Below are 25067 nucleotides of genomic sequence, written 5' to 3'. Positions count from 1 at the left end.
AATCCTAAATAGATTGTGCTTCTTCTTCCTAATCTGGTCCAAACATGTATAAATCATTCCAAACTGTGATGCTTTTGCTTTCTGTTTTATTCGCGAACAGTCTTTCTTCTTACGAAACGTCTTTCTACCAAATATACGACGAACATAGACAACAAGCCGACAGCGATCGGTATGCCGAACGCTTCGTACGAAAATGGTGCTCCTTTAAGCTTAAGCTGGCTTGTGGCGCGGTACTCGAGCCGCTTGGCGGCGAATTTCGCCGTCAAGATATCTTCTTGCTTCGCCAAATCTTCAAACGCAGGTTCCATCGCGAACCGCTCTGGCGAATCACTGTGCAGGAAAAGCTGCTCAGCCTTTCCTCCGTTCACATTCCAGCTTCGGATATCATCTGCAGCGCGCGTCTTAACGTCCGGCCCCACAAAAATCATTTTGTCGAGTTTTGGAGCATCCTCTATTTGATATCGGGCGATCAGTTTCAGACCGTGTCGAGTAACAACCGGCTCGCGTTTGTTGGATATCGTCAATGTTGTTGTCGTTCCGGAAGCCCCGTACGTGTCAAAAGCCGAGGATAACATCAGCTCGTCGGCACCGTCATACAGCAGGACCCCGTTCTTTTTCTTGCTCCATTGAAATGCATTGTTCAAAATATAGACGATATCGCTCAATCCGGCCGTGAAAGGCTCCATTTGCGGATGCTGAACAAAATCGTAGGAAGGGTAATTCATTTCCTTCGCCACTTTCTCCGCTACAAAATCTCCCATTTGCTGGGATATAACATACAGCGTGGCATCAATCCCCGAAGTCAGGCCGGCCGAGGAGACTATGTTACCGTCATGCACGTAACGCTGATCCCTTTTCCAAGTAATCTCGGTATATTTCTTTTCCAATCTGCCGATATCTCCCCAATGTGTTGCTGCAGATTTCCTGTTCAGCAGGCCGGTATCCGCCAAATTTTCCGCCCCATTGCAGATGGACAACAATGTCGTTTCCTTGCCGGAGTGCTTCCTTATCCAATCGCGGACGGGCTTGTATTTCGCTTCATCCAAAATCGGCATGAAAGGGATCACGATTATATCCGGACTTTTGCCTGTCAATTTGTCCAACTCGTCGAAAGAGTAATGCGGTACGACATCAAGCCCGCCCGTCAACGATTTTATGTTTTTGTTGGGAGCTGCCGCAAACACATTATACGAACCTGTCATGGAGAACATTTCGTATGGTACGAGAAAATCAAACACCTCGGTTACTTCATTTGCCAAAATAACGACCACTGTTGGCTTTTTCGAATCATAATCAGGAGTTTGGATGCTTTGTAGAGAAGCAGGAACTGGCTTATCATAAACCGACATAGCCTCCTGCATCGTGCTCATGAAACCGATCGCTCCGGTTCCTCCAACAACCAGAACGAAAACGCATACATACACGATGAAACGCCATACTTTATTCAATCGTCTTCTCTCCCTTAATTTTCCCTAGTTAATTTTGAAGTGTTACTTACTTCGATAATAAAGAAAGAAGGAAATTGAATAAACCCGCCCGAGGCTTATATTTTCTCTGACTAAGGTCTTAGTAAAGGACCTTTTTCTCGAACAGCAGACGAAAGCTTCTTTTAAAATATTAACTGACCGCACTTTTCTGAATATGACTCGACCGTTCTATTCCCACAGCGCCGAAGAAGCAAGGTCTGTACATGGTAGAACGCTTTTGCCGCTGAATCTCCTCCCTAATAAGAAAGTTGTTTCTTTTGAGATTAGGAAAAATTAGATATTCATGAACAATTTGTGAATATGTATGTGAAAAAGATCACAAATTAGATATAACATAGTATAATAAGATCATAAAGAAAATGTGAAATATTTCACATAATTTAAAAGGAGGCAACATCATGTTTACAAAATTCTTACAAACGAATGTATGGGCAGCCGTTATCCTTTTGGCAGCAAGACTTTATATCGGATGGACTTGGCTGACATCTGGTATTGGAAAACTAACAGGTGGATTTGATGCATCAGGCTATTTGCAATTTGCGATATCTGAACCTGTCGTCAAAGATGGTCATCTTGTGTATCCGTTCTATGTATGGTTTTTAGAAAATGTCGCTTTGCCGAATGCCGGACTATTCAGTGCCATGGTCATGTGGGGAGAAATCTTAGTAGGCCTAGGATTAATTGTTGGATTGTTTACAACAACGGCAGCCTTTTTTGGAAGCGTGATGAATGTCTCTTTCTTACTAGCTGGAACTGTCTCTGTGAACCCGCTGCTTCTGCTCATAGCCATCGTTATCATGGCAGCGAAAGGGAATGCAGGCAAATTTGGACTTGATTATGTCGCAGGTCCAGTCCTCAAAAGAACTATGAAAAGAAAGCCGCAGTTAGAAGTGGCATCATAATAAAGAAAAGCATCCTGAGCACAAGCTCAGGATGCTTTCAGCGTGTAGGCAAACCCTCGCATTCGGTGTCAGGTCTGCGCTTCGGTGCTCACGAATGTCAAATTCGCTCCGCTCCGGTGCTCGTCCTTCCTAGACTGCAAAGGTTTTCTATCACGCTGAAAGGAAGACAAAGGGCTAAAATAAAGATCATTTTAGCCCTTTGTCAACAATCTAAAAGCATCCTGAGCACAAACTCAGGATGCTTTTTTATTTAAGAATCGGCTTTAATGAGATTGATATGCAGGACGGTGAGCTCATGCTGACTCATTTCTGGATCATGGCCCACGATAAATTCGAGTTCATAATCACCGGTTCGATACACATATTTTTTTTCTTTTGTCTGCGGAATGGTGCTCACTGAATCCGCTGATCCAAGCTGTTTCTTTAGTAACGAAGGGGTCATACCGCCGATATTCGTTTCTTTTTCTACATTTGTACCGAAATAACGGATTTCATCAATTTTGCCTTTTGCATCATAGTGAAAAGCAAATCCGGGATTCCCCATTTCAGCATGATACAAATCAAAGCTGCTTTGACCTGTTTCTGGATATGGATTTCCGAGCTGATGATGAACGTCTTTTTTTGTTTGAACACCTATTTTCAGCCCCTGAGCATAGTAGGGCATTTGTCCTTTATGTGCCAGCTTATAAATGCTGTTGAGCGCGGCTTTTGGACCTTGAGGAACGGATTGTTCTGCTGCTGGTTTGGCCATGGTGTGTGCTGAGACCGCAGGGCTGAAACCGAATAGGGCAGACGAAGCAAGTGAGGCAGTCACGACAAAAGCTGATGTTTTCTTCATGATAAATCCCTCCTTCTTCTCCTATACCCGGAGTAATCATGATCAAACGTAAAAAGAACCAGCTGATCAAGGATCGGCTGGTTCATAGCATGAGAAAGTTATTTTGAAGAAGAGCCGGATTCATCTTTGGCGGAAGAGGAATCCTTTTCATCCTGTACTTTCTTTGTATAGTCATAGTCGTTGCGTTCAATTGGTGTAAAGCCTTTAGGCTTGTAGAAACGGAGTAAATCTTCGGTGACAATCTTATCAGATGTCTCCAGCATCTTTTTCACCGTTTCATTTTCTTGTGATGCCTTGTCAGTTGGCTCGATTTTCTCGCCTGTTTTGTTGCTGTAATAGTTATTGCCTACTTTTGTGTAGTCTTTAGACACGAAGTCACCGTTTCTAAATGGCACAAGCTCTTTAAAGTTCTTCGATAAGATATCAGAACCAGACATTAAATAGTTCTTCGTATCATCGCCAAGCAGGTGCAGAAGGGTTGGTGCGACATCGACTTCACCAGAGTATTTATGAATCTGTCCGCCTTTTACGCCAGGAACATGGATAAAGAGCGGCACACGCATGAGCTGCGCATTTTCATAATCTCCAATTTTTTGTCCTGTCACTTTTTCCATCGCTTCATTATGGTTTTCAGAAATGCCGTAATGATCTCCATACATAATGACGACTGTATTGTCATAGAGACCTGACTTTTTCAAATCGTTGAAGAACTGTTCAATCGCTTCATCTAAATAATGAGCCGATTGGAAATAGTTATCGACGACAGAATCTCCGAAGTCGCCAGGTTCGAAATCAGTATCACCTTCATCCATTCCAAATGGGAAATGGTTCGATAATGTAATGAATTTCGAATAAAACGGCTGCTTCATGTTTTTAAGGATTGGCATGGATTCTTTGAAGAACGGTTTGTCTTTCAGTCCATAGTTCTTCGTATCCTGCTCGTTCATATCGTAGTACTCAGAATCGTAAAATCTGTCATATCCAAAGGACTTAAACATTTCATTACGGTTCCAGAAGGTTTTCGTATTGCCATGGAATTCTGCTGACGTATATTGATCCTTCTTCAAAATACCAGGCAGTGCTTGATATGTGTTTTGCGCTTTGTTAATAAAAACAGAGCCCTGTGATAATGGGAATAATCCAGTATCCATCATAAATTCAGCATCAGACGTTTTTCCCTGACCTGTTTGATGGAAGAAGTTATCAAAGTAAAACGTTTTGTTGTCGTGTGCCAATGAATTGAGGAATGGCGTTACTTCTTTTCCATTCACCTTATAATCAATGACAAAGTTTTGCAGTGATTCAAGAGAAATCGTAATGACGTTCATGCCTTTCGCTTTCCCGTAATAAGCCGGGTTAGGGTCAGCGCTGTTCGCTTTTAAATAGTTCTCTACATCTGTCACGTCATTTGAATTTGCAAGAGCACGCTGGCTGTTTGATTTCACATTTTGAATGGCATCAAACACAGTAAAGTTATAAGCACCTAAATATTTAACTAAATAATTGCGGTCGAACGATCTTGATAAAAGCTCTGGTCGATCGATTTCTGCAGCAACTAAGTTTAAAACAAAGATCACAACAGAGGACACAAGGACGAGTCTAAACGATTTTGACTTTTGAACAGGTACAGTGGCTGTACTTGTTTGCTGCTGCCTTTTCATGCGGACTGCAAGTACGATCAAAATGATTGTATCAATAAAGTAAAACACATCAGTCCAACGCATGAGTGAAAATGCACTATCACCTAATTGTCCGCCATTCGTTCCTGCCTGCATCACTGTGGGCAGCGTGATAAAGTCATTGAAGAATCGATAGTACACGATGTTTGCGTATAGTAAAAAAGACATGAAAAAGTGAATCACAATGATAGCGGCAGGCTGCCATTTTTTCTTGAACAATAAAGCAAAGCCAAGAAAGAACAAGCTGGAGCTAATAGGATTCACGAAAAGCAAAATATGCTGAAGCACATTTGATATACCAAGTTTAAATTCGATTAAATACGCTGAATACGTTTTGAGCCATAGTAAGATGGCTGCAACCAGAAAGAAGCCGAGACCTCTTTTTTGAATAAATGTTTTCATATAAACACTCCTTTTCTCCGTTAAACGGAAGAGGCGGAACGAAAGAAAACGAACCATTAGAATATACCACGAAATGCACAAATAGAAAAGTCATAACCGGTGAAGAGCCTTTGCAAGCCTGTCCGAGCAATAAAAGGAGAGAAAATGAAAATATTCGCCCATCGAAAAACTTTTTATGAAAATCGACCTATTATTGACAGAAAATTCAGTAATTTTCCAGTTGCTATATCAATAAAACAGGTAAAAAGACACAAGTCTAAAGAATTAATTTGATTTCTACAATGGTCATTTAGAGAGTATTTCCATTGTTTATTAATGTTTATGCAGGTTAAGCAAAAAAAATGATCCTTGGAATGGATCAAAACCATGGATAAAAATTCCTCTTGTATGATATATCAATATATTTTTGTGTTTCATGAACATAATGGTTTTGATGTGTTTTTTAAGGGTTTCATTTATTTTAATAAGTGAACAAATTATCTAAATATACTTAAGTGAACATATCGAGACTATAAACTTCTGAATTGGGGTCGATATAGACAATGACAGGAAATCTTCCATTGAAAGGATTGATAGTATATGACTGTACGAGCAGAGAACCTCGTTCAGAACTGGTTTCCGAGTGAGGACGGAAATGCAGGAGAGCGTAAAGAACTCATCAAATTGATGGAGCAGATCATTTCAGGGGTCGATGACCTGAAGGATCCCAACCGTGCACACCTTAAAGGTGAAAAGAATCGTGGGGAGGACTTTTACAAAAAGCTCACTGAAACAAGTCAAATTCCGATGAACGGCAAGCAAGCGGAACTTGTGAATGAAGAATTACTGAAGCTTTTACATAACCATCCATACCACACCAAGTATTTCTTCACGAACATTTTGCCAATGGCAAGTACACCAGGAATTTTAGGCATGCTGACGGCTATGCTGGTAAATGGAAACAACCTATGGGATGTTTATGGACCAGCAGGTGCGGAAGCTGAGGTCAGAGTGGTCTCAATGATGTCTAAGCTCATCGGATATGATCCAAATGTGAGCGGGGGATACACAACATGGGGAGGTCAAGGAGCGATTTTTTCAGGACTTCGTTTAGCGATTGCAAAAGCTGCGCCGGAGTCACTGCGAAAAGGAGTTCCGCAAAATCTTTATGCGTTTTGTTCTGATGCCGCACATTACAGCTTATTTAAGTCAATGGAAGCAACAGGACTTGGCACAGACAACTTGATCAGAATTAAGACGAATAAAGATCATTCAATGGATATGGAAGATTTGCGTTGTCAAATGGAACGTGTTGCACAGGGTGGCGGGATTCCCGTTTATATTGTGGCAACAACCGGAACAACAGATGCCATTGCAATTGATGATGTAAAAGGGGTACGTGAAACAGCAGAAGCGATTGCTGAAAAGTATGATCTGAAGGTGCCGCATATTCATGCAGATTCGGCGCTGGGTGGGTTCTTTGCTTTCTTTAATGAGTATGATGTATCGGAAAACCCGCTGCAATTCTCAGACGGTGTTCTTCGTATGCTAAAAGAAATCAAAGCGAAATTCCAGCATCTTTCTCTTGCAGACTCAATGTGCTTTGATTTTCAAAAGCTCGGCCAAACACCTTACACATCCAGTTTATTCTTAGTGAAAAACGCTGCTGACTTAAAGCGTTTGGACCTGGAAGAACAAGAGACACCATATGTTGGCCATAGAGGCTACGGTGAATACCATACGGGTTATACGCTTGAGTGCTCAAGAATGGGAAGCTCAATCAGTATGCTGAGTGTGCTCTTAACGTTTGGCATTGAAGGCTATCAGCGTTTGCTCGGTCAATTCTTAGAAGTGAACCTTGCCTTCAGAGAAGCACTTAGTAGGGAAATTCCGCAAGCAGAAGTCGTGAATGATGACAACGTTGGAATGGCTACATTATTTAGAATTTACCTAGACGGCTCACCGCGTTTTCAAGAAGAGATTTCTGGCGAAGCGACTTCAATGGAAATTGAGCGGAACAATGAATTGAACAAAATGCTGTTTGAAAAGCTTGGAGAAAAAAGAGACGAAATGTTCTTTGGTGATACAACGAAGTTTTTACTTGTAAATGCTAAAGAAGGTCAAGAATTCTATCTAAGTGTTAGTAAGTTTTTTGTCATCTCACCTTATACGTTACCAGAGCATATCCCTCATATCGTATCTTATTTAAAAGATGTGATTGCATCTGTTTGTGGACAATTTGAAAATGTACATGCTTAAATCAAATCTGAGAGTGGAGATGTAGGAAAAAATGGCGAAACAAAGGAAATTTGGAGGATACACGATATCCTCTAAAATCATGTCAGTCGTTACCGTAACATTACTCGCAACCGTTGCATTATTCGTTTTAACTTTTTATCTAGTGAGCCAGGATTTATCATCCCAGTTATTAAAGCAATTTGATTATCGATTAACAACAGATATTGATACAGCGAAGAAAGAGATCGATAATATGGATGGAAACGTCCTTGGTATTAGCGGGAAAGATGATCCCCTTTATGTGGAGGTCAAAAAGAAATTCACAGAGCTTCAAGAAGATCATACGCTTGAGAACTTATACGTGCTATCTAATAAAGGCGGAAAAGAAAGAATTATTATACTAACCGGTGAAGAAAATGACTTTGATCAAGATTATGTTTTTTCAGAAGAGATGAAACAAGCGCTCTCTGAAGATAAAATGGTCAAAAGTGATATTTACAAAGATTCATTTGGTACACATAAATCAGTCTTTTTGCCAATCAAGGATTCAGGCGGTGAGCTGACAGGGATTCTAGGAATTGATTTAGATGCATCAATTGTTCCAGCTACAACGAAGAAGCTGACAATCTACATTACGGTTGCATCTGCTATTGTGCTCATCGGTGGATTGCTCTTCTCCTTTATCATGGGAAGAAGGATTGCAAAACCAGCACGTTCCTTAATGGAATCAGCGAACCGAATTGCTGACGGTGATTTAACTGGAATGGTAGAGGTTCAAAGTAAAGACGAGATCGGCCAGCTTGCCGCATCCTTCCAAAAGATGCAGGGACGGATTAAAGAGCTCATTTCGAAAATCTCAAACTCATCTAGTGAAGTGTCGAAAATGTCTTCACAGCTTCGTACGGTGACGACCGAATCAAGTCAAAGTGCGCAGCAAGTGTCAGAAGCCATGACGAATATGAGTGAAGGAATCAATGATTCTGTCGCAAATATTACGGATTGTACGACATCCGTTGCAGAGATCGATACTCAAATCGAAGGCGTCACAAAAGAAGTCGACGAAATGAAATCTGTTTCATCTGACGTACAAGAGCAATCAGAATCTGGTCAAAAATTAGTGAACCATGTGCTTGATCATCTGAATATGCTACATGACAAGATGACCAACTCAAAGCAGGCAGCAGAAGAATTACAATCTCATTCAACGGAGATTGAAAGTGTCATCTCAATTATTACGGACATTTCAGCCCAAACGAATCTGCTTGCACTGAATGCTTCAATTGAAGCGGCACGTGTTGGAGAAGAAGGAAAAGGGTTTGCTGTTGTGGCAGATGAGGTGCGCAAGTTAGCTGAGCAATCAGCGGATGCGGCTAAAACCGTTTCAGACCTTGTCATCGGCACACAGGAAAACAGTCAGCGCGTTCTTGAAAGTGTAGAGGAAAGTAGTAAAGCAGTGGAAGAAGGACGTGAGCAAATGGAAGGCACGTCACAAAATTTCGCTTTGATTTACGACGGTGTATCTCAGTTTTCAAGAAGAACGAACAATTTGCTTGCTTCTATTAAGCAAGTTGAGCAAGCATATCAAACGATTTCTACATCGATTGAGCAAATTTCTGTTGTATCGGAAGAACATGCAGCCAGCTCTCAAGAAGTAGCGGCAGCAACAGAACAGCAAAGTGCTGGCATGCAGCAAATTTCAAGTGCGATTGAACAGCTCTCTGACATGTCAGAGGACTTAGCACAAATGGTCTCAACCTTCAAAGTCGACGACAATAAATAACGAAAAAGGGCTAAAATATTTTAGCCCTTTTTCTCTTTTCAGAGAAGGAGGGACGAGTACCGAAGCGCAGGACTGATACCGATTGCGAAGGCGAAGGCTTGTCTAGACGCTGAAGCTGGCTCTTGTGAGAGAGCCAGCTTTTTTGCTATGCTTAATCAAATACTTGCTGCGAAAGGAGAAACGCTATGGATTTCGCGCAGAGATTATCAGAAGAACGGATCAAAAAAGCGATGGATAACGGGGCTTTTGAAGGATTATCTGGCTTTGGGAAGCCTCTGCCAAAAGATGACGCTGCTCATGTACCAGAAGAACTTAGAATGGGCTACCGCATCATGAAAAATGCCGGATTTGCTGGGGAAGAAACAGCGCTGAAAAAAGAACTCATGACTGTCAAAGAATTACTTCAATCAAGCATAGATGGAGAGGAAAGAAAGAAACTGTCTCTCATCTGTGAAGAAAAACAAAAACGTTTGGATGAACTTACATCTAAGCGCCAAACTTTTGCCCGCCCAGCCTCCTCCTTTTACAAAAACAAGGTATACGAGAAATTAACAGAGCATAAAAAAAGATGATGACACACTGACTCTCCCTGAGCACATTGAGGGAGCTTTTTTTATGTAAGCGCTGCAATTTGTTGTTGACTACATGTATATACAAATATAAAATATGAAGTAACATGTATATACAAGTTTTTTTGGTTCTTTTTTCTTATATAAAAAAACGATCTCGGAGGGGATAGTATGGCTGATTATCAGGCAGCAGCAGATCAGATTGTGAAAGCCATCGGCGGCAAAGAAAATATTGATCAAGCGACACATTGTGTAACAAGGCTGCGCTTTGTGCTGAAAGATGAAGACAAGGTTGATGAGAAAGCACTTGAACAAATTGAAGAAGTGAAGGGATCTTTCTCAGCGAACGGTCAATACCAAGTTGTCATCGGTCAAGGGGTCGTCAATCGAGTATATGCCGAAATGGTCAAAAGGACAGGAATTGGGGAAGCCACAAAAGAGGATGTCAAGCGTGCCTCTGATCAGAAATTGAATCCATTGCAGCGTTCTGTGAAAACGCTTGCGGACATCTTTATACCGATTCTTCCTGCCATCGTCACAGCCGGTTTATTAATGGGCATTAATAATATTTTAACAGCTCCTGATATTTTCTTCGATCAAAAGTCGATTGTGGATGTGTATCCGGCATGGGCTGACTTAGCGAATATGATCAATTTAATTGCAGGCACTGCCTTCACGTTCCTGCCAGCATTAATTGGCTGGTCAGCTGTGAAGCGATTTGGGGGAAATCCGCTTTTAGGGATGGTCCTTGGTCTAATGCTCGTACACCCGGACTTGTTAAACGCATGGGGCTATGGAGCGGCTGAGAAGACCGGTGACATTCCTGTTTGGAACTTGTTTGGACTTGAAGTGCAGAAGGTAGGCTATCAAGGACAGGTTCTTCCGATACTCGTTGCTTCCTATTTACTTGCAAAACTCGAATTATTTATCACAAAACGGACACCTGAAAGTATTCAGCTGTTAGTTGTTGCACCGATTACGTTATTAGTCATTGGATTTTTATCATTTATCGTCATTGGACCTGTTACATTTGCAATCGGTAACGTTCTAACATCTGGACTTGTAGCTGTATTCCAGCAATTCGCAGCACTTGGCGGTCTATTATACGGCGGTCTGTATGCAGCATTAGTCATTACAGGAATGCACCATACGTTCCTCGCTGTGGATATTCAATTGATTAACTCAAAGCTGCACGGCACGTTCCTATGGCCAATGCTTGCACTGTCTAATATCGCTCAAGGATCAGCTGCACTGGCAATGATGTTTGTCTTAAAAGATGAAAAGCAAAAAGGACTTTCACTGACATCAAGCATTTCTGCTTATTTAGGAATTACCGAACCGGCCATGTTTGGGGTCAACCTGCGTTATCGATTCCCATTTATTTTTGCACTGATCAGTTCAGGATTAGCCGGCATGTTTATCGCCTCTCAAGGGGTACTGGCAAGTTCAGTTGGTGTTGGAGGCATTCCAGGAATCTTCTCCATTATCCCGAAATATTGGGGTGCATTTGCAATTGGAATGGTGATTGTCCTCATCCTCCCATTCATCGGTACTCTTTTATATGCAAAACTAAAAAAGAAGAAGGATTTTTCAGAAGAACTTAACTAGTGGTGGTGAAGGAAATTGAATCAGCAGACAAATGAACCATGGTGGAAAAAAGCGGTGGTCTATCAAATTTATCCGAAGAGCTTTTTAGATACAACGGGCTCTGGTACAGGTGATATCAATGGCGTGACGAAAAAGCTTGATTACATTAAAGAGCTTGGGGCGGATTGTATTTGGCTCACGCCAATGTATGATTCCCCGCAGCATGACAACGGCTATGATATTAGTGATTATACAAAAATCCATGACATGTACGGCACAATGACAGATTTTGAACGCATGCTGAAAGAAGCGCATGAGAGAGGAATAAGGGTCATTATGGATCTAGCCGTTAACCATACATCCATTTTCCATGAGTGGTTTCAAGCCTCGCGTGAGTCAAAGGATAACCCTTACCGAGATTATTATATTTGGAAGGAGCCAAAAGCGGACGGATCTCCTCCGAATGATTGGCAGTCGAAATTTGGCGGTCCAGCCTGGGAGCTAGACGAAGTAACAGGAGATTATTATCTTCATTTATATGATGTCACTCAGGCAGATCTCAATTGGGAGAAGGAAGAGGTGCGCGGGCAAGTATATGACATCATGCACTTTTGGTTTGAAAAAGGAATTGATGGGTTCAGGCTGGATGTCATCAACAACATCTCAAAGGATCAGCGTTTCTTAGATGACGCCGGACAATCTGTGCAAGGCGACGGCCGCATGTACTATACGGACGGGCCGAGAATTCATGAATTTCTGCATGAAATGAACCAGGAGGTTTTTTCGAAATACGATAGCATGACAGTTGGAGAAATGTCTTCAACGAATATCGCAGACTGCATTCGGTATACAAGACCTGATCGGCAGGAGCTGGATATGACGTTCAATTTCCATCATTTAAAGGTGGATTATCCAAACGGCGAAAAGTGGGCGATCGCACCATTTGATTTTCTAGAATTGAAGTCGATACTGTCTGAATGGCAGACAAAAATGCATGAGGGCGGCGGCTGGAATGCGCTGTTCTGGTGCAATCATGATCAGCCGCGTATCGTCTCAAGGTATGGTGATGATGACACGTATCATCAGCAGTCAGCGAAGATGCTGGCGACCACGATTCATCTGATGCAGGGAACTCCGTATATTTATCAAGGTGAGGAAATTGGCATGAAGAATCCTCGCTTTGAGGACATTTCGTCTTACCGTGATATCGAATCACTCAATATGTACGAAGTGATGCTAGAAAAGGGAAAATCAAAGGAAGAAGCACTTGCCATTTTACAGGTCAAGTCAAGAGATAATGCGAGAACACCAATGCAGTGGACCTCAGAGAAGAATGCAGGTTTCTCAACAGGAACGCCTTGGATTGAACCAGCCCATAACGACATTTCGGTCGAAGCTTCATTAAAGGACCGGACGTCTATTTTCTATCATTACCAAGCCCTTTGCAGACTGCGTAAAGAACTTGACGTGATCACATATGGCAGCTTCTCCTTACTCTTAGCAGAAGATCCAAAGATTTTTGCTTATGTTAGAGAAAGCAAGGATGAGAAGCTCCTCGTGATTAATCACTTTTATCCAGGGGAGGCGGACTTTACGCTTCCTGATGAGCTTGTGCAGGCTGTAGATGAGATGGAGGGTCAAGTCCTGTTATCCAATTATGAGGATGTGCCGGCACATATCAAGGGATTTACGTTGCGCCCATATGAGTCAATCGTTTATCATTTAACCAAACGCTAGAAAATGGGGCGGAGGGAAAATGAAAGAGAATAAGTTTCGAGTGATTTATGATCAGCTCGCAAGACGAATTGAGCAAGGTGAATGGCAGGATAAAGGCACCCTTCCATCAGAGCATGAGCTTTCTATTATGTACGACACGTCCCGGGAGACGGTGAGAAAGGCATTAAATATTCTTGTGCAAAATGGCTATATCCAAAAAATCCGCGGGAAAGGCTCTGTATTGCTGAATCGGGAGAAAATGCAGTTTCCTGTATCAGGTCTTGTCAGCTTTAAAGAGCTTTCCCAAACGCTTGGCCGAAAGACAGTCACAACGGTTCATGAATTTGGCTTAATTAAACCGGATCAGTATATTCAGTCTCAGCTGAAAATTGATGAACAGACAGACGTTTGGAAAGTCATTCGATCTCGTAATATTAGCGGGGAAGAAGTGATTTTAGACAAGGACTACTTTTTGCAAAAGCATGTCGAAGTATTGTCTAAAGACATATGCGAAGGATCAATCTACGAGTATATTGAGGGAGAACTCGGTGTATCGATCAGCTATGCTCAAAAGGAATTTGTGGTAGAGCCATGTACAGAAGAGGACGCCAAGTACCTTGATTTGAAGGGATTTGACCATGTCGTCGTGGTAAAGAATTATGTGTTCTTAGAGGATACGAGTCTATTTCAATACACAGAAAGCCGTCACCGATTAGACCGCTTCAGATTCGTCGATTTTGCTAGAAGAGAAAAAATGGACAGAGCATAGGCTCTGTCCATTTCAGGTTTTGGAGAAGCGGGGATATACACAACGCAAAATCTTGATTTACAGGAGGAAAAATGATTAGACTGAATCGACCACTAAAATTAAGGGATTTAGAAATTTTTAGCGTGATGAAAGATCACCGAATATTATGTTACGTCATCATTGAAGATACTCGAAAACCGTTTACAGAAGAAGATCGAAAACTAGATCCATTATGTTATATGGATGAAGAAGATATACAATCGATTTTGAATGTGTTTCATATTTCAATTATTAATGATGAAAAGTTAAGTGAAGAGGATTTAACTCTTGTCCAATCGTATTTTGCTGATTTTGTGAATAATACGAACTTAACGAATTTTATTACGAGAGATTATGTTCAAAAGGATTTATATGCCATCGATGATGAAGATGATATCACGTTCTTCAATAGAATGCTGCGTCATATAGGATCAGATGATGTGAAAGAATTTGATAAGCGCAATTGGATTTATTTATCCCAAGATTGAGATGAAAAAAGGACAGAGCATAGGCTCTGTCCTTTTCTTTTAGGATGAAACATTTTTTCTTGTACGCTTGCGCTGGTAGTAATATAGGATAGCTCCTGAGGCAAGCATGAGTACGCCAATCAATACAGCTGTATACATCATCGTTGCTGTATTCGGCAGTGTGCCGCCTGGGAGTTCGGTTCCATCTTGGTTTGGATCTGTACCTGTACCTCCGCCTGGCGCTGAAGTTCCGCCGTCTCCGCCAGTTTGATCTGGCGTTGTTCCAGCTGCCCCGCTTTGGTTGAGCACAGTATATTCGCTGAAATGTTCAGTTTGACCTGATACGACCCCATTTTCGAACGATCCGTTACTTGTTTTGGCATAACGGTTTTTCTTGCGGTCTACATAGTACACACCAGGTTTCTTCGCCTTTTGAGGCTCATCTATTGTAAAGGATAGTGTGACAGGATCTTTAAAGGTAGAAACCTTTTTCTGATCTTGTTTGATTTGGAAATCATACGTATTCGTTAATGCATTTTTCACCTTATCCGTCTTTGTCATCCATATATCTGCGCTTTTCTCGGACAAGTTGGAGAGCGGTAATGCGAGTCCCACTTTGTCATGATAGATGGTGACGTTTGGATCTTGCTCTCTTTTCTTCAGCTCGGCTACCTGCGCTTTTGATAGAGACAATTGAACACTTTTCGCTTCGCTCGCTTTGTCTAAATAGAGCAATGCTTTGTTTGTATGCTGCACATACGTTTGGAATTTCTCATCATCTTGAATGTCATAGGCGCCTTTTCCTTTCGCACGCGGAAGGAACACTTCTTTCACTCGATGATCGATGACAGGAGAAATGTGCCCGCCGTCTGCCTGTTCAATTTGCTCTTTGAAGATTTCATAGTCAACATAGCCTAAGTCTTCACCGTGAGAGGCTTCTGTAAAGACGCTGTAGCCATCGCCGCCTGTCCCGACAAATGCGTTTGTTGCCACGCGGTATGTTTTCTTATCATCAATGTCTGTTAGTTTGCCGTTTTGGTCTTTCAGTTTGACATCAATGAGTCTGCTGCCAGCTGGTTTACTCAGCGTAAACGTATATTCAATGCCGGCTACATGAGGGAATGCGCCTCCGCCTTCCTCAATGCCTGAAAGCCCTTGTTCGAGTGCTTTTTTAATTTGGCTGCCTTTTAGATCTGCGACATATAGTGTGTTTCCGAATGGCATGACCGTTAAAATGTCACCTAAAGTGATATCTCCTTTTTCAATGCTGCCTCGAATACCGCCGCCGTTTGTGATGGCAAGATCAGCACCGGCAGATTCTTGTGCTTTTTTCAGCATGCCGTCAGCAATAAAGTTCCCAAGGTTCGTTTCCTTCGCACGGACATGCTCGCGTTGTCCATCTAAGAGGACATCGGTAGACCCGACTTTTTCCGTTTTTAAATCTTGAATATCTGCCTTGTACTGATCGAGGATCGCTTTTGCATCGGCATCTTCTTTGACAGAGTCATCGATGGTGATGAGGTCAAAAGAAGATTCCTTTGGCTGTACGACTCCCTTTTGATTAAAGGCCACGTCTACTTTTCCTAAGAATTGTCCGTAGTCTTTCACCTGTGCGACAATCGTTGGTTCTTTCTTATTGACGACCTTTAATTTTTCAACAAGGGTGTGCGTGTGACCGCCAATGATTAAATCAATCCCGTCTACTTTTTGAGCAAGCTCAAGATCACGGTTATAGCCAATGTGTGTTAAAGCAATGATTTTGTTGATTTTTTCTTTTGTTTGAATGGTGTTGACTGTTTCTTTTGCTTTCTTGTACGCATCCTTGAATTGAATGTTAGGACCGCTGCTGGACGTAATGGCCGTGTCTTCAGTAGTTAAGCCGAATACAGCCACTTTCTCACCGTTTACATCAAGCAGGATGTATGGGTAAATCCCAGCTTCTTTTTTCTCACCAGCTTTAAATGTGGCTGGCTTTTTCACTAAGCCGCTCAATTGTTTTTCCTTAGAGACATCAACGTTTGATGACACAATCGGGAATGCAGGCTTTTCAAATTGGTGACGATTTTTCGCATCTACATCTGAAGCATCACCTGTCAGGAATTGACGAAGAACAGAAGGTCCTTTGTCAAATTCATGATTACCAAACGTCATGGCATCATATTTCATTAAGTTCATCAGTTTTAGGTCGGCAAGTCCTTGCCATTTTGTAAAATATAGGTCACCAGAGAAGACATCTCCAGCATCTAATAAAATGTTGTTCTTGCTTTCGGCTCGAACTTCTTTAATCTTTGTTGCACGTCTTGCCGCATCATCAAGGTGTGCGTGTGTATCGTTTGTATGCATCACCGTTAAGTTCCAGTTGTCTGATGCAGGCGGTTCTGTTGTGCCATCCTCTTTAAAGGCTAGCTTGTACACGCCAAGACCATCTGTGCTGGCGTTACGAACAAAGTCTACGCTGCTTGATTTTTCAGCAAACGGCTTAGCCAAAAGAGAAGATTCGAATGTGACGGTTGCGCCCTTGACTGGTGCAATGGACCAGTTTTGATCCGCACTTGGGTTGATGGTTTTTTGTTCAATAATATAATCCATCAGCACTTGGCGGTTCTCATCAGCTGAGGCAAGCACCACTTTATCTTGCGTCAGATGCGGGAAGCCACCACCGCCAGAAGCTCGATAGTTGTTCGTTACGACTAAAAATTCTTGATTGTCAGAGACTGGTTTCCCGTTGTAGGACAGATTTTTGATGCGGTTTGCATTCGCATTAACAAGAGTGCCTGTTGTGCTGTACTTAGCAGGCTGTGTCACATCGACTTGATAGGTGACACCATCAATCACATCAAAGTTATACGAGCGGTATTCTTCGTTTAAAATAGGCTGTTCATTTGAATCGTTTGGTTTGATTTGATTAAACTGTCCGGCAGACATCTCGAGCCAGTCTTTTACTTCACTGCCTTTCAGTTTGACAATCTGCACGGTGTTGTCGTAAAGGTAGAGATCGCCGATATTTTTAATCGCTAAATCTCCTTTTGCGATATTCGTATAATAATTCACACCGTTTCGGCCGCCGGCTTTAAACGGAGCGCCTGCAGATAAAATCGGTAAGTTTTTGTATGACGTATCCTTCATTTTTTCTTGTGCATACCATTTTTGTGCATCTGTCACAATTTGAATAGAAGGGTCATCCATCACTTGAGCAAAAAAGCTGTTAATATCTGCTTCTGTTTTACCGACAGGTTTTCTCACATAATCAAGTGTGTTTTGATGCGTCGTTTGAATGGCATCTTTCACAGTGCTGTTTTGAGAGGTGACTCCTGCAACAGATTCAATTTTTCCTGTTCCGTCTGTGACCTTCCATTTGCTGCCGTCAGGCTCTAATGTTAAATCAATGACTCCGAGGTAGCTTCCCCAGTTTTTTGACATGACGACTGGAATGCCGTTGATCGTTCCTTTTGAGACATCGAATTTGTCGACGCCGCTATATTCAGCGCTTGGGAATGTGCCGTGCTGGTGGCCGGACACGATCGCATCGATGCCTTTCGTTTTTGTGGCAAGGTCAAAGATCATATTTTCTGATCCTTTAGGCGAAGCGGTTTTTTCAATTCCTGTATGGGCAAGAGCGACGATGATATCTGCGCCTTTTTCCTTCATTTCAGGAATGGTTTCATTGGCAGATTCGACGATATCCTGCACTTGAACTTGTCCATCTAAATTCTTCTTATCCCACGTCATAATTTGTGGTGGAACGAATCCTATGTAACCGACTTTCACAGTTTGAGAAGCTCCGTTTGCATCTTTAAAGGTCTTATCTTGAATCACATAAGGCGTAAAACGGTGTTCTCCATTTAACTTTTTGACGTTCGCATTGACAATCGGGAAGTTAGCCCCGGCAATGGTACCGTCAAGAAATGATAATCCGTAGTTAAATTCATGATTGCCAAGTGTTCCTGCATCGTACTTTAGTTTGTTGAGTGTATGAATAATGGGGTGAACCTTTGTTTGATTGATGATACTGTCTTTTTCATTTTTGTAAACGTATTCTCCAAGAGGGGTTCCTTGAATCAGGTCTCCGTTATCAACAAGGAGTGTATTTGGATTTTGTGAACGGTGCTTTTCAATCAACTCGGCTGTTTTTGCCAAACCAAATTCATTTGTTTCTTTGTCGCTGTAATAATCGTAATTCATCATGTTCGCATGAACATCCGTTGTGGCTAAGATGCTTACTTTTACGGCATCGCCGTTTTCTATTGCTGCATGAGTAGGTACTGCTGGGAGAATGAGACTAATCATCATAATGGAAGTGAGCAGAATAGACAGGTTTTTCCTTCGTTTAGACCTATGTGCTTGCTTCTTCACCTGATCTCCGCCTTTCTAATTTTTTTGACCACAATACCTATTGTAGAAATGTTTCGTTAACTTTTGTAGTTATTTTTTGCAGATTATTGTAAAGATAACATAAATCATACGAATTACCTTGTTGAGGGAATATAAATAAGTCTAAATGCTTATTTTCATCATAAGGGGTTTTCTGATCGGGATAGGATGTTTGATTTCAATGTACCCGGGTATAGTGTGTAGTGTAAACGATAATCAAGCAGGAGGGTTTCTACATGGGTAAGAAAATTGCAGTTGTATTAACAGATTACTTTGAGGATGTTGAATTCACCGAGCCTGCAAAAGCCTTTAAAGATGCAGGCCATGAGATCACAGTAATTGAAAACGAAAAAGGAAAAACAGTGAAAGGGAAGCAAGGAGAAGCAGAAGTGAGAGTGGATGCGTCCATTGATAACGTGAAGCCTGAAGACTTCGATGCACTGCTGATTCCTGGCGGGTTCTCACCAGACATTCTGCGTGCAGATGATCGCTATGTAAAGTTCACAAGAGCATTTATGGACGAGAAAAAACCAGTATTTGCGATCTGTCATGGACCGCAATTGCTTATTACAGCGAAGACGCTGGAAGGCAGAGGCGCGACTGGCTATACATCCATTCAAGTAGATATGGAAAACGCAGGCGCAAAATTCAAAGATGAAGAAGTTGTCGTTTGTCAGGATCAGCTTGTGACAAGCCGTACACCTGATGACATTCCAGCATTTAACCGTGAATCATTAAAACTGCTCGCAAAATAAGCAGTTTTGACAGGATAAACAAAGCCAGCACCTTGCGGGGTGCTGGCTTTTTCTGTGCATGGATGTAAGAGAGCGGCGAAAACCGCAATCTTAGTTTCCTTTGCACGATTATTTTCTTAAGTTTTTTAACTCGCTTGCGATGGCTTGCATTTCACTTGGGCTGAATGAAGATTTTTTCATCACCATTTGGTGTAGAAATTCAATATCTTCGTACTTGTCTGGACTGAAGTCCTCGGCTTTGATGACTCCAATGTTCAGCATATTTAACTTTTGCGAAATGTCTTCAATCAGCTGATTGACTTCAGCCGCTTTTTGCTCTGACAAGGGCGGCACGTCCTTTCCTGCATATGTGTTGAATAATATGTCTATTTTAACAGAAAAGCAAAAGAATAAAAGGGCTATTAAGACGACACCGAGATGTTTTTCTCTTTTTTCTCCTGTTTAATTTTTTCAATGATTCGTTTTGATTCAAATACGACAACGCCCGATAAACCAATAAGGCCAATTAAGTTTGGAATGGCCATCAGACCATTCAACATATCTGCTACGCCCCATACGAAGTCATTCTTAAACACGGCGCCAAAAAAGACAGCCATCACAAAGACGATGCGATAATACATGACGTACGAATCCTTCGCCAAATATGTAAAGCATTTCTCTCCATAATAGGACCAGCCAATGATGGTTGAATAGGCAAACAAGAGCAGTCCGATTGCCACAATGGTTGAGCCAGCTGGACCGAGGAAGTGAGCAAAGGATAACGAAGTCAGCGCATCGCTTTTCACTGTTAAATACATATCTGCCATGACAATGGTAATGCCAGTGATAGAACAAACAATGATGGTATCAATAAACACTTGCGTCATAGAGACGAGAGCCTGGCGTGCAGGCATATCCGTTTTCGCAGCTGCAGCAGCAATTGGTGCTGACCCAAGACCTGCTTCATTGGAAAAAACTCCTCGTGCGACACCCCAGCGAATGACAGTCCCAATTGCACCCCCTGCTACGGCTTGACCAGTAAAGGCATCTGAGAAAATAAGACTGACTGCGCCTGGAACAAGATCAGCATTCATAACAAGAATGATTAGACCGCAAATGACGTAAAATAAAGCCATGACGGGTACAAAGATAGATGTGACCCGGCCAATGCTTTTGATTCCGCCTAAAATCACAAGTGCTGTAAAAGCCGTAATGATGATACCTGTTACCCATGTTGGAATTTGAAAAGTAGAATTCATGACGCCTGAAATGGAATTAGACTGGACCAGGTTGCCGATCCCAAAGGCAGCACTGGCGCCGAAAACAGCAAATAGCACCCCTAGCCATTTCTGTTTTAATCCATGCTCTAAATAATACATAGGTCCGCCAGACATTTCGCCTTTTTCATTTTTGACCCTGTATTTTACAGCTAGAACAGCTTCTGCAAACTTGGTTGCCATCCCGAAAAATGCAGCAAACCACATCCAGAAAACTGCACCAGGACCACCGGCTATAACAGCGGAGGCCACACCGACGATATTCCCTGTACCGACAGTTGCAGCAAGAGCCGTCATTAACGCTTGGAAATGTGAAATATCTCCTTCTGACATTTTGTCTTGTTTTGAAAAAGCGAGCTTTAAAGAATAAGGAAGTAATCTAATTTGAATGAAGAGAATGCGAAAGGTGAGGTATATTCCAGTACCAACAATTAAAATCAACAGGGGAGGCCCCCACAAAAAATTGTTCATCGTCGTGACAAACTGCTCAATTATTCCCATCTAATATCCCCCTTTGTTTGTGTAATTCTCCTAAAGTTTCTCCTGTTTTTGTGTATTTTGTCAATGGCGATGAGAGCTTTTCTTGCAAAGTTTCCAAAAGAAAAAGGACTTGATATGATAAAGTCAAGGTTTTCAAAAGGGAGTCTTAGGGAAAAGATAGGAGGAGAATGAAGGATGATTCATGTATTATTCGTATGTCTTGGCAATATTTGCAGATCACCGATGGCAGAGGCCATGTTTAGAAAACGAGTAGAAGATGAGGGACTAAGCGAGCACTTTGTCATTGATTCAGCAGGCATTGGCGGCTGGCATCAAGGCAGTCCTCCGCATGAAGGAACACGAAAGCTGCTTGATGAAAAAGGGATCAGCTATGAAGGGATGTCCGCAAGACAAATCATAGATGAGGACATCACAGCATACGACTATATCATTGCGATGGATGCTGAAAATGTAGGGGCACTTCGCAGTATAGCCGGCTATGGGAAACATCACTTTATTGGCCGTCTTCTTGACTTTGTTGAAGACGATGATCGAGATGATGTGCCAGACCCTTATTACACTGGAAACTTCGAGGAAGTACATGATTTAATTGAAACAGGAATTGATCGTTTTTTGACGTATGTAAAGAAAGAGAAACACCTTTAACTGAAAGGAGATCAGACGAGATGGAAGAAAAAAATCAAATCATGCTTCGAGGAGCTGTGATAGGAGCAGCTTGCGGCGCACTGCTGACATTATTTCATCGGCCAACGAGAATCGCGCTCAAAGACAAATGGGATGACTGTCAGGAAAAGCTGGCGGAATACCGTCAGGAGCCAGCCAGAATTTCTGCTTGCGTGAAAGAAAAAATGGAAGAAACGAAGCAGCTGATGCGAACAGTCTCAGATGATTTGTCATTTTTAAATGAACAAGTCAATCAGTTAAAGGAAACTACCCCAAAAGTATTAGAGATTATTGAAGAAACAAAAGATCACTTTCGATCGAAATAGAAAGATTGATCATTGGAGATGAGGCGTATGGGTTTTGTTAAAGCGTTAATTGGACGCTTTTTGCTGCATGAAGGACCGGCAAAATCTGCTGAGCTTGCTTACTTCTTTTTGCTTTCATTATTTCCGTTTCTCATCTTCGTGCTGACGCTCGTTGGATATTTGCCGCTGACGTCGAAGGATGTCCTGAGCGTCATCTCTGGTTATGCGCCAGATGGAGCGCTTTCCATGATTGAATCTATTGCTGAAGAGACACTGAACAGCCGTAACGGCGGATTGCTGTCATTCGGGATTATTGCCGCCCTTTGGTCTGCATCTAACGGCATTAATGCCGTCGTCAGAGCATTTAACCATGCTTACGAAGTTGAGGAAAATCGTTCCTTCGTTCTCGTACGTTTAACATCAATCATCTTAACCATCGCAATGGTTCTTACCATTATTTTTGCCTTAATGCTGCCTGTCTTTGGAAAAGAACTTGGCTTATTTCTCGCTAAATTAGTCGGGCAGTCAGATGCCTTTCTCACCATTTGGACGGCCATGAGGTGGATCATTAGCCCGTTGATTTTATTGATTGTGTTTACATCCTTATACTATTTCGCTCCAAACATCAGGCTGAAATTGAAATTTGTTCTGCCAGGCGCTATTTTTGCATCGATTGGATGGATCTTGGTAAGCATGCTGTTCTCATTTTACGTAGGCGAGTTTGCTAATTACAGCGCGATGTACGGAAGTATTGGGGGAATCATCATTTTAATGATCTGGTTTTACTTAACCGGCATCATGATTATTCTTGGCGGCGAGCTCAATGCGCTTTTACATAAGCGTAAAATCGTACCAGGCAAGGTGTGAAGAAATTCGGGCATCCTAAAGAAGAACGAACATGTTCAATCTTGATGGATGGGGGAATCACATATGTCCAAACAATCGAAAAAAGGCGGAAGCAATACGAAACAAAACAAAGGCCATCAGCCAAAGCACAAAACAAGCGGAAGTGCGAACGGGCAAAATGGTTATCATTAAATGAAAAAACTCCTCTGCATAGGTGCAGGGGAGTTTTTTATTTCGACATTCGTATATATCGCTTAAGGATAAATGCTGTATCAGGTTTTGGCTGGTAGTGAGGATCGAGATGAAACCCTGCGTTTATTGCTACACGTTCACTTCTGACATGGTCAATAGGGCAAAAAATTTCAAATCCATCGACTTTAGGAGCAAAGGTATCTGTCATATATTTCACGATGGTTGTCACAATGCCTTGTCCTTGCGCATCTTCATCAATCCAATAACCGATATTGCCTAATTGTTGATCAAATGTCAGACGGAACACACCGATTAATTGCTCGTTCAGCTGAATGCCAGCTTCCAACCCTTTTTGCTCATTGTAGGTGGTTTGAGTTGATTGAATAAACGTTTTGACAGCTTCTACGCTTTTGCAGTGATGGACCCAAGGGAGCCATTCTCCTAAATGGGTCTTATTTTTTTGAATAAGGCTAAATAGTGTGTCCGCATCATCTAATTGTAGAGATGCCAAAGTCACCTCATTTGTGATGTGATATGTAAACAACGATTGACCCTCCATTTTAGTGACTTTCCACCACTGCCGTCGTTCTCCCAAATCGAACGCAGCAAAACACAAATAATATCACGATGCTGACAAGGTAAAGTAAATTCATTCCTTCAAACGTTTGCACAAAGAATCCTCCGAGTACCGGCCCGAGAATACTGCCTGCACTAAACGCCATTCCGCACATTAAATTCCCGGCGGGAAGCAGATGCTTTGGCAATAAGTCGGTCATATAACTGATGCCAAGTGAGAAGGTAGAGCCTACAGCCATTCCGGCAATAAAGAAACAGATGGCAACAGCCAAAACGGATTGAATGAAAATCCCTGCCAAAAGGAAAAAGAATGATCCAGCGAGTGTCACACATAAAATGATGCGGCGCCTGCCAAACCGGTCACTGAGCATCCCAAGAGGAAGCTGAAAGACAATGCTCCCTATGGCAAACGCAGGTAAAATAAATGCAACCGCATCTACTGTCACACCGCTTCTTAGCGCATATACAGGAAAGTTACTATTGAGCGTTGTTTCTAAAAAGCCATAGCAAAATGGCATCATAAAGGCGACCCAGCCAAATTGAAAGGCCTTTTTAAAGCGCTTTAAACTGTTTGTCTGCTCTGACGTTTGCACTTCGCCTGTATCTGGATATGTATTCTTTAAAACAAACACAAGCAGCCAAATACATAAACTAACGGCACCAGAAACAATAAAAGGCAAGGCTGGATTGATCTCAATGAGCGGTGTTAAAAAAGGGCCGGCGGCAAAACCGAGTCCAAACGATAATCCATACAGTGAAATATTTCGTCCGCGATTTCTCGAGGATGAAGCATAGGTCACCCACGTCTGTGTAGAGAAATGCAGCATATGGTCACCAATCCCGATCATGAGCCGGAGGAAGAACCAGACGACATAAGATTCAAAAAACACAAAGCTAAACAAACTTAAAAAGACAGCAGCGCCTCCAATGACGATTAACGGCTTAAATCCAAACCGGCGAAGCGGTGCTTCCATAAAAGGAGACGCAAGCAGCACACCGAGATATAAGCCTGTGGCATGTAGGCCGTTTAACGTAGGAGAAGTGCCGGCATGTTCAAAAATAATGGAAATAACAGGAAGTAATGCACCCTGTGAAAAACCAGATACAGATACAAGTAAAATTAAAATCATAAAGTGAATTCTCGACATAAGATGCTCCTTACAAGTTCATG

Annotated in this window: 20 protein-coding genes; 12 read left to right on the top strand and 8 right to left on the bottom strand. The window is 42.0% G+C overall.

What is annotated here, in order from left to right; all coding sequences use genetic code 11:
* Positions 1-86: 86 nt before the first annotated feature.
* Positions 87-1448 (bottom strand): DJ-1/PfpI family protein, encoded by a 1362-nt coding sequence (locus JVX94_RS10815; protein ID WP_205183045.1) that lies wholly within the window; start codon positions 1446-1448, stop codon positions 87-89.
* A 437-nt stretch (positions 1449-1885) separates the two neighbouring features.
* On the opposite strand from JVX94_RS10815, the gene JVX94_RS10810 reads away from it, so the two are divergent.
* Positions 1886-2389: a DoxX family protein gene (locus JVX94_RS10810; RefSeq protein WP_095407961.1), complete on the top strand. Its 504-nt coding sequence runs from the start codon at positions 1886-1888 to the stop codon at positions 2387-2389.
* A gap of 250 nt (positions 2390-2639) precedes the next feature.
* Here JVX94_RS10810 and JVX94_RS10805 read toward each other — a convergent pair whose 3' ends face one another.
* Together JVX94_RS10805 and ltaS are read right to left on the bottom strand one after the other, a co-directional pair.
* Positions 2640-3227: a YjgB family protein gene (locus tag JVX94_RS10805; RefSeq protein ID WP_205183043.1), complete on the bottom strand. Its 588-nt coding sequence runs from the start codon at positions 3225-3227 to the stop codon at positions 2640-2642.
* Between the two features lie 98 nt (positions 3228-3325).
* Complete coding sequence (gene ltaS, locus JVX94_RS10800) at positions 3326-5308, bottom strand: lipoteichoic acid synthase (RefSeq protein ID WP_144485749.1); 1983 nt, start codon at positions 5306-5308, stop codon at positions 3326-3328.
* Between the two features lie 579 nt (positions 5309-5887).
* Between ltaS and JVX94_RS10795 the strand changes: the two genes are divergently transcribed.
* From JVX94_RS10795 to JVX94_RS10765, 7 genes are all read left to right on the top strand, one after another.
* Positions 5888-7546, top strand: a complete 1659-nt coding sequence (locus tag JVX94_RS10795; RefSeq protein ID WP_144485748.1) for a pyridoxal phosphate-dependent decarboxylase family protein — start codon at positions 5888-5890, stop codon at positions 7544-7546.
* Positions 7547-7577: 31 nt separating this feature from the next.
* Positions 7578-9305, top strand: coding sequence for a methyl-accepting chemotaxis protein (locus JVX94_RS10790; RefSeq protein WP_095407967.1), 1728 nt, complete (start codon positions 7578-7580; stop codon positions 9303-9305).
* A 185-nt stretch (positions 9306-9490) separates the two neighbouring features.
* On the top strand, positions 9491-9877 hold the full coding sequence (locus tag JVX94_RS10785; protein ID WP_024425857.1) for a DnaJ family domain-containing protein: 387 nt from the start codon (positions 9491-9493) through the stop codon (positions 9875-9877).
* A 168-nt stretch (positions 9878-10045) separates the two neighbouring features.
* Positions 10046-11482 carry a PTS system trehalose-specific EIIBC component gene (treP, locus tag JVX94_RS10780; protein ID WP_205183041.1) on the top strand — a complete coding sequence of 479 codons (1437 nt, stop codon included), beginning with the start codon at positions 10046-10048 and terminating at the stop codon, positions 11480-11482.
* 15 nt (positions 11483-11497) lie between these two features.
* Positions 11498-13198, top strand: a complete 1701-nt coding sequence (gene treC / locus JVX94_RS10775) for an alpha,alpha-phosphotrehalase (RefSeq protein ID WP_205183039.1) — start codon at positions 11498-11500, stop codon at positions 13196-13198.
* A gap of 19 nt (positions 13199-13217) precedes the next feature.
* Entirely contained in the window at positions 13218-13946 is a 729-nt protein-coding gene (gene treR / locus JVX94_RS10770) for a trehalose operon repressor (RefSeq protein WP_095407970.1), read from the top strand.
* A 71-nt stretch (positions 13947-14017) separates the two neighbouring features.
* Positions 14018-14452 (top strand): terpene synthase, encoded by a 435-nt coding sequence (locus tag JVX94_RS10765; protein ID WP_095407971.1) that lies wholly within the window; start codon positions 14018-14020, stop codon positions 14450-14452.
* 39 nt (positions 14453-14491) lie between these two features.
* On the opposite strand, the gene JVX94_RS10760 is transcribed toward JVX94_RS10765, so the two are convergent.
* Positions 14492-18784: a multifunctional 2',3'-cyclic-nucleotide 2'-phosphodiesterase/3'-nucleotidase/5'-nucleotidase gene (locus JVX94_RS10760; RefSeq protein ID WP_205183036.1), complete on the bottom strand. Its 4293-nt coding sequence runs from the start codon at positions 18782-18784 to the stop codon at positions 14492-14494.
* 254 nt (positions 18785-19038) lie between these two features.
* Here JVX94_RS10760 and JVX94_RS10755 point away from each other — a divergent pair, with 254 nt between their 5' ends.
* The gene (locus tag JVX94_RS10755; protein WP_095407973.1) at positions 19039-19557 is read left to right on the top strand and encodes a type 1 glutamine amidotransferase domain-containing protein; all 519 of its coding nucleotides are present in this window, start codon (positions 19039-19041) and stop codon (positions 19555-19557) included.
* 108 nt (positions 19558-19665) lie between these two features.
* Here JVX94_RS10755 and JVX94_RS10750 read toward each other — a convergent pair whose 3' ends face one another.
* The gene (locus tag JVX94_RS10750; protein ID WP_003214000.1) at positions 19666-19881 is read right to left on the bottom strand and encodes a DUF1128 domain-containing protein; all 216 of its coding nucleotides are present in this window, start codon (positions 19879-19881) and stop codon (positions 19666-19668) included.
* 77 nt (positions 19882-19958) lie between these two features.
* Entirely contained in the window at positions 19959-21314 is a 1356-nt protein-coding gene (locus JVX94_RS10745) for an alanine/glycine:cation symporter family protein (protein ID WP_073204292.1), read from the bottom strand.
* Positions 21315-21488: 174 nt separating this feature from the next.
* Between JVX94_RS10745 and JVX94_RS10740 the strand changes: the two genes are divergently transcribed.
* Genes JVX94_RS10740 through JVX94_RS10730 form a run of 3 tightly spaced genes read left to right on the top strand, consistent with a single transcriptional unit; the run spans position 21489 to position 23149 of the window.
* Positions 21489-21959, top strand: coding sequence for a low molecular weight protein-tyrosine-phosphatase (locus JVX94_RS10740; protein WP_024425850.1), 471 nt, complete (start codon positions 21489-21491; stop codon positions 21957-21959).
* 20 nt (positions 21960-21979) lie between these two features.
* Entirely contained in the window at positions 21980-22303 is a 324-nt protein-coding gene (locus JVX94_RS10735; RefSeq protein ID WP_039177147.1) for a YtxH domain-containing protein, read from the top strand.
* Positions 22304-22330: 27 nt separating this feature from the next.
* Positions 22331-23149 (top strand): YihY/virulence factor BrkB family protein, encoded by an 819-nt coding sequence (locus tag JVX94_RS10730; protein WP_095407974.1) that lies wholly within the window; start codon positions 22331-22333, stop codon positions 23147-23149.
* Positions 23150-23357: 208 nt separating this feature from the next.
* On the opposite strand, the gene JVX94_RS10725 is transcribed toward JVX94_RS10730, so the two are convergent.
* Complete coding sequence (locus JVX94_RS10725) at positions 23358-23864, bottom strand: GNAT family N-acetyltransferase (protein ID WP_205183033.1); 507 nt, start codon at positions 23862-23864, stop codon at positions 23358-23360.
* Positions 23865-23880: 16 nt separating this feature from the next.
* Entirely contained in the window at positions 23881-25044 is a 1164-nt protein-coding gene (locus tag JVX94_RS10720; protein WP_041087254.1) for an MFS transporter, read from the bottom strand.
* Positions 25045-25067: the final 23 nt, after the last annotated feature.

This window comes from Bacillus sp. PDNC022 (assembly GCF_016919285.1).
In the GTDB taxonomy this organism is placed as follows: domain Bacteria; phylum Bacillota; class Bacilli; order Bacillales; family Bacillaceae; genus Bacillus; species Bacillus safensis.
Note: the sequence above shows the minus strand (reverse complement) of the source record. Positions and strands in the feature narration are given on the sequence as shown.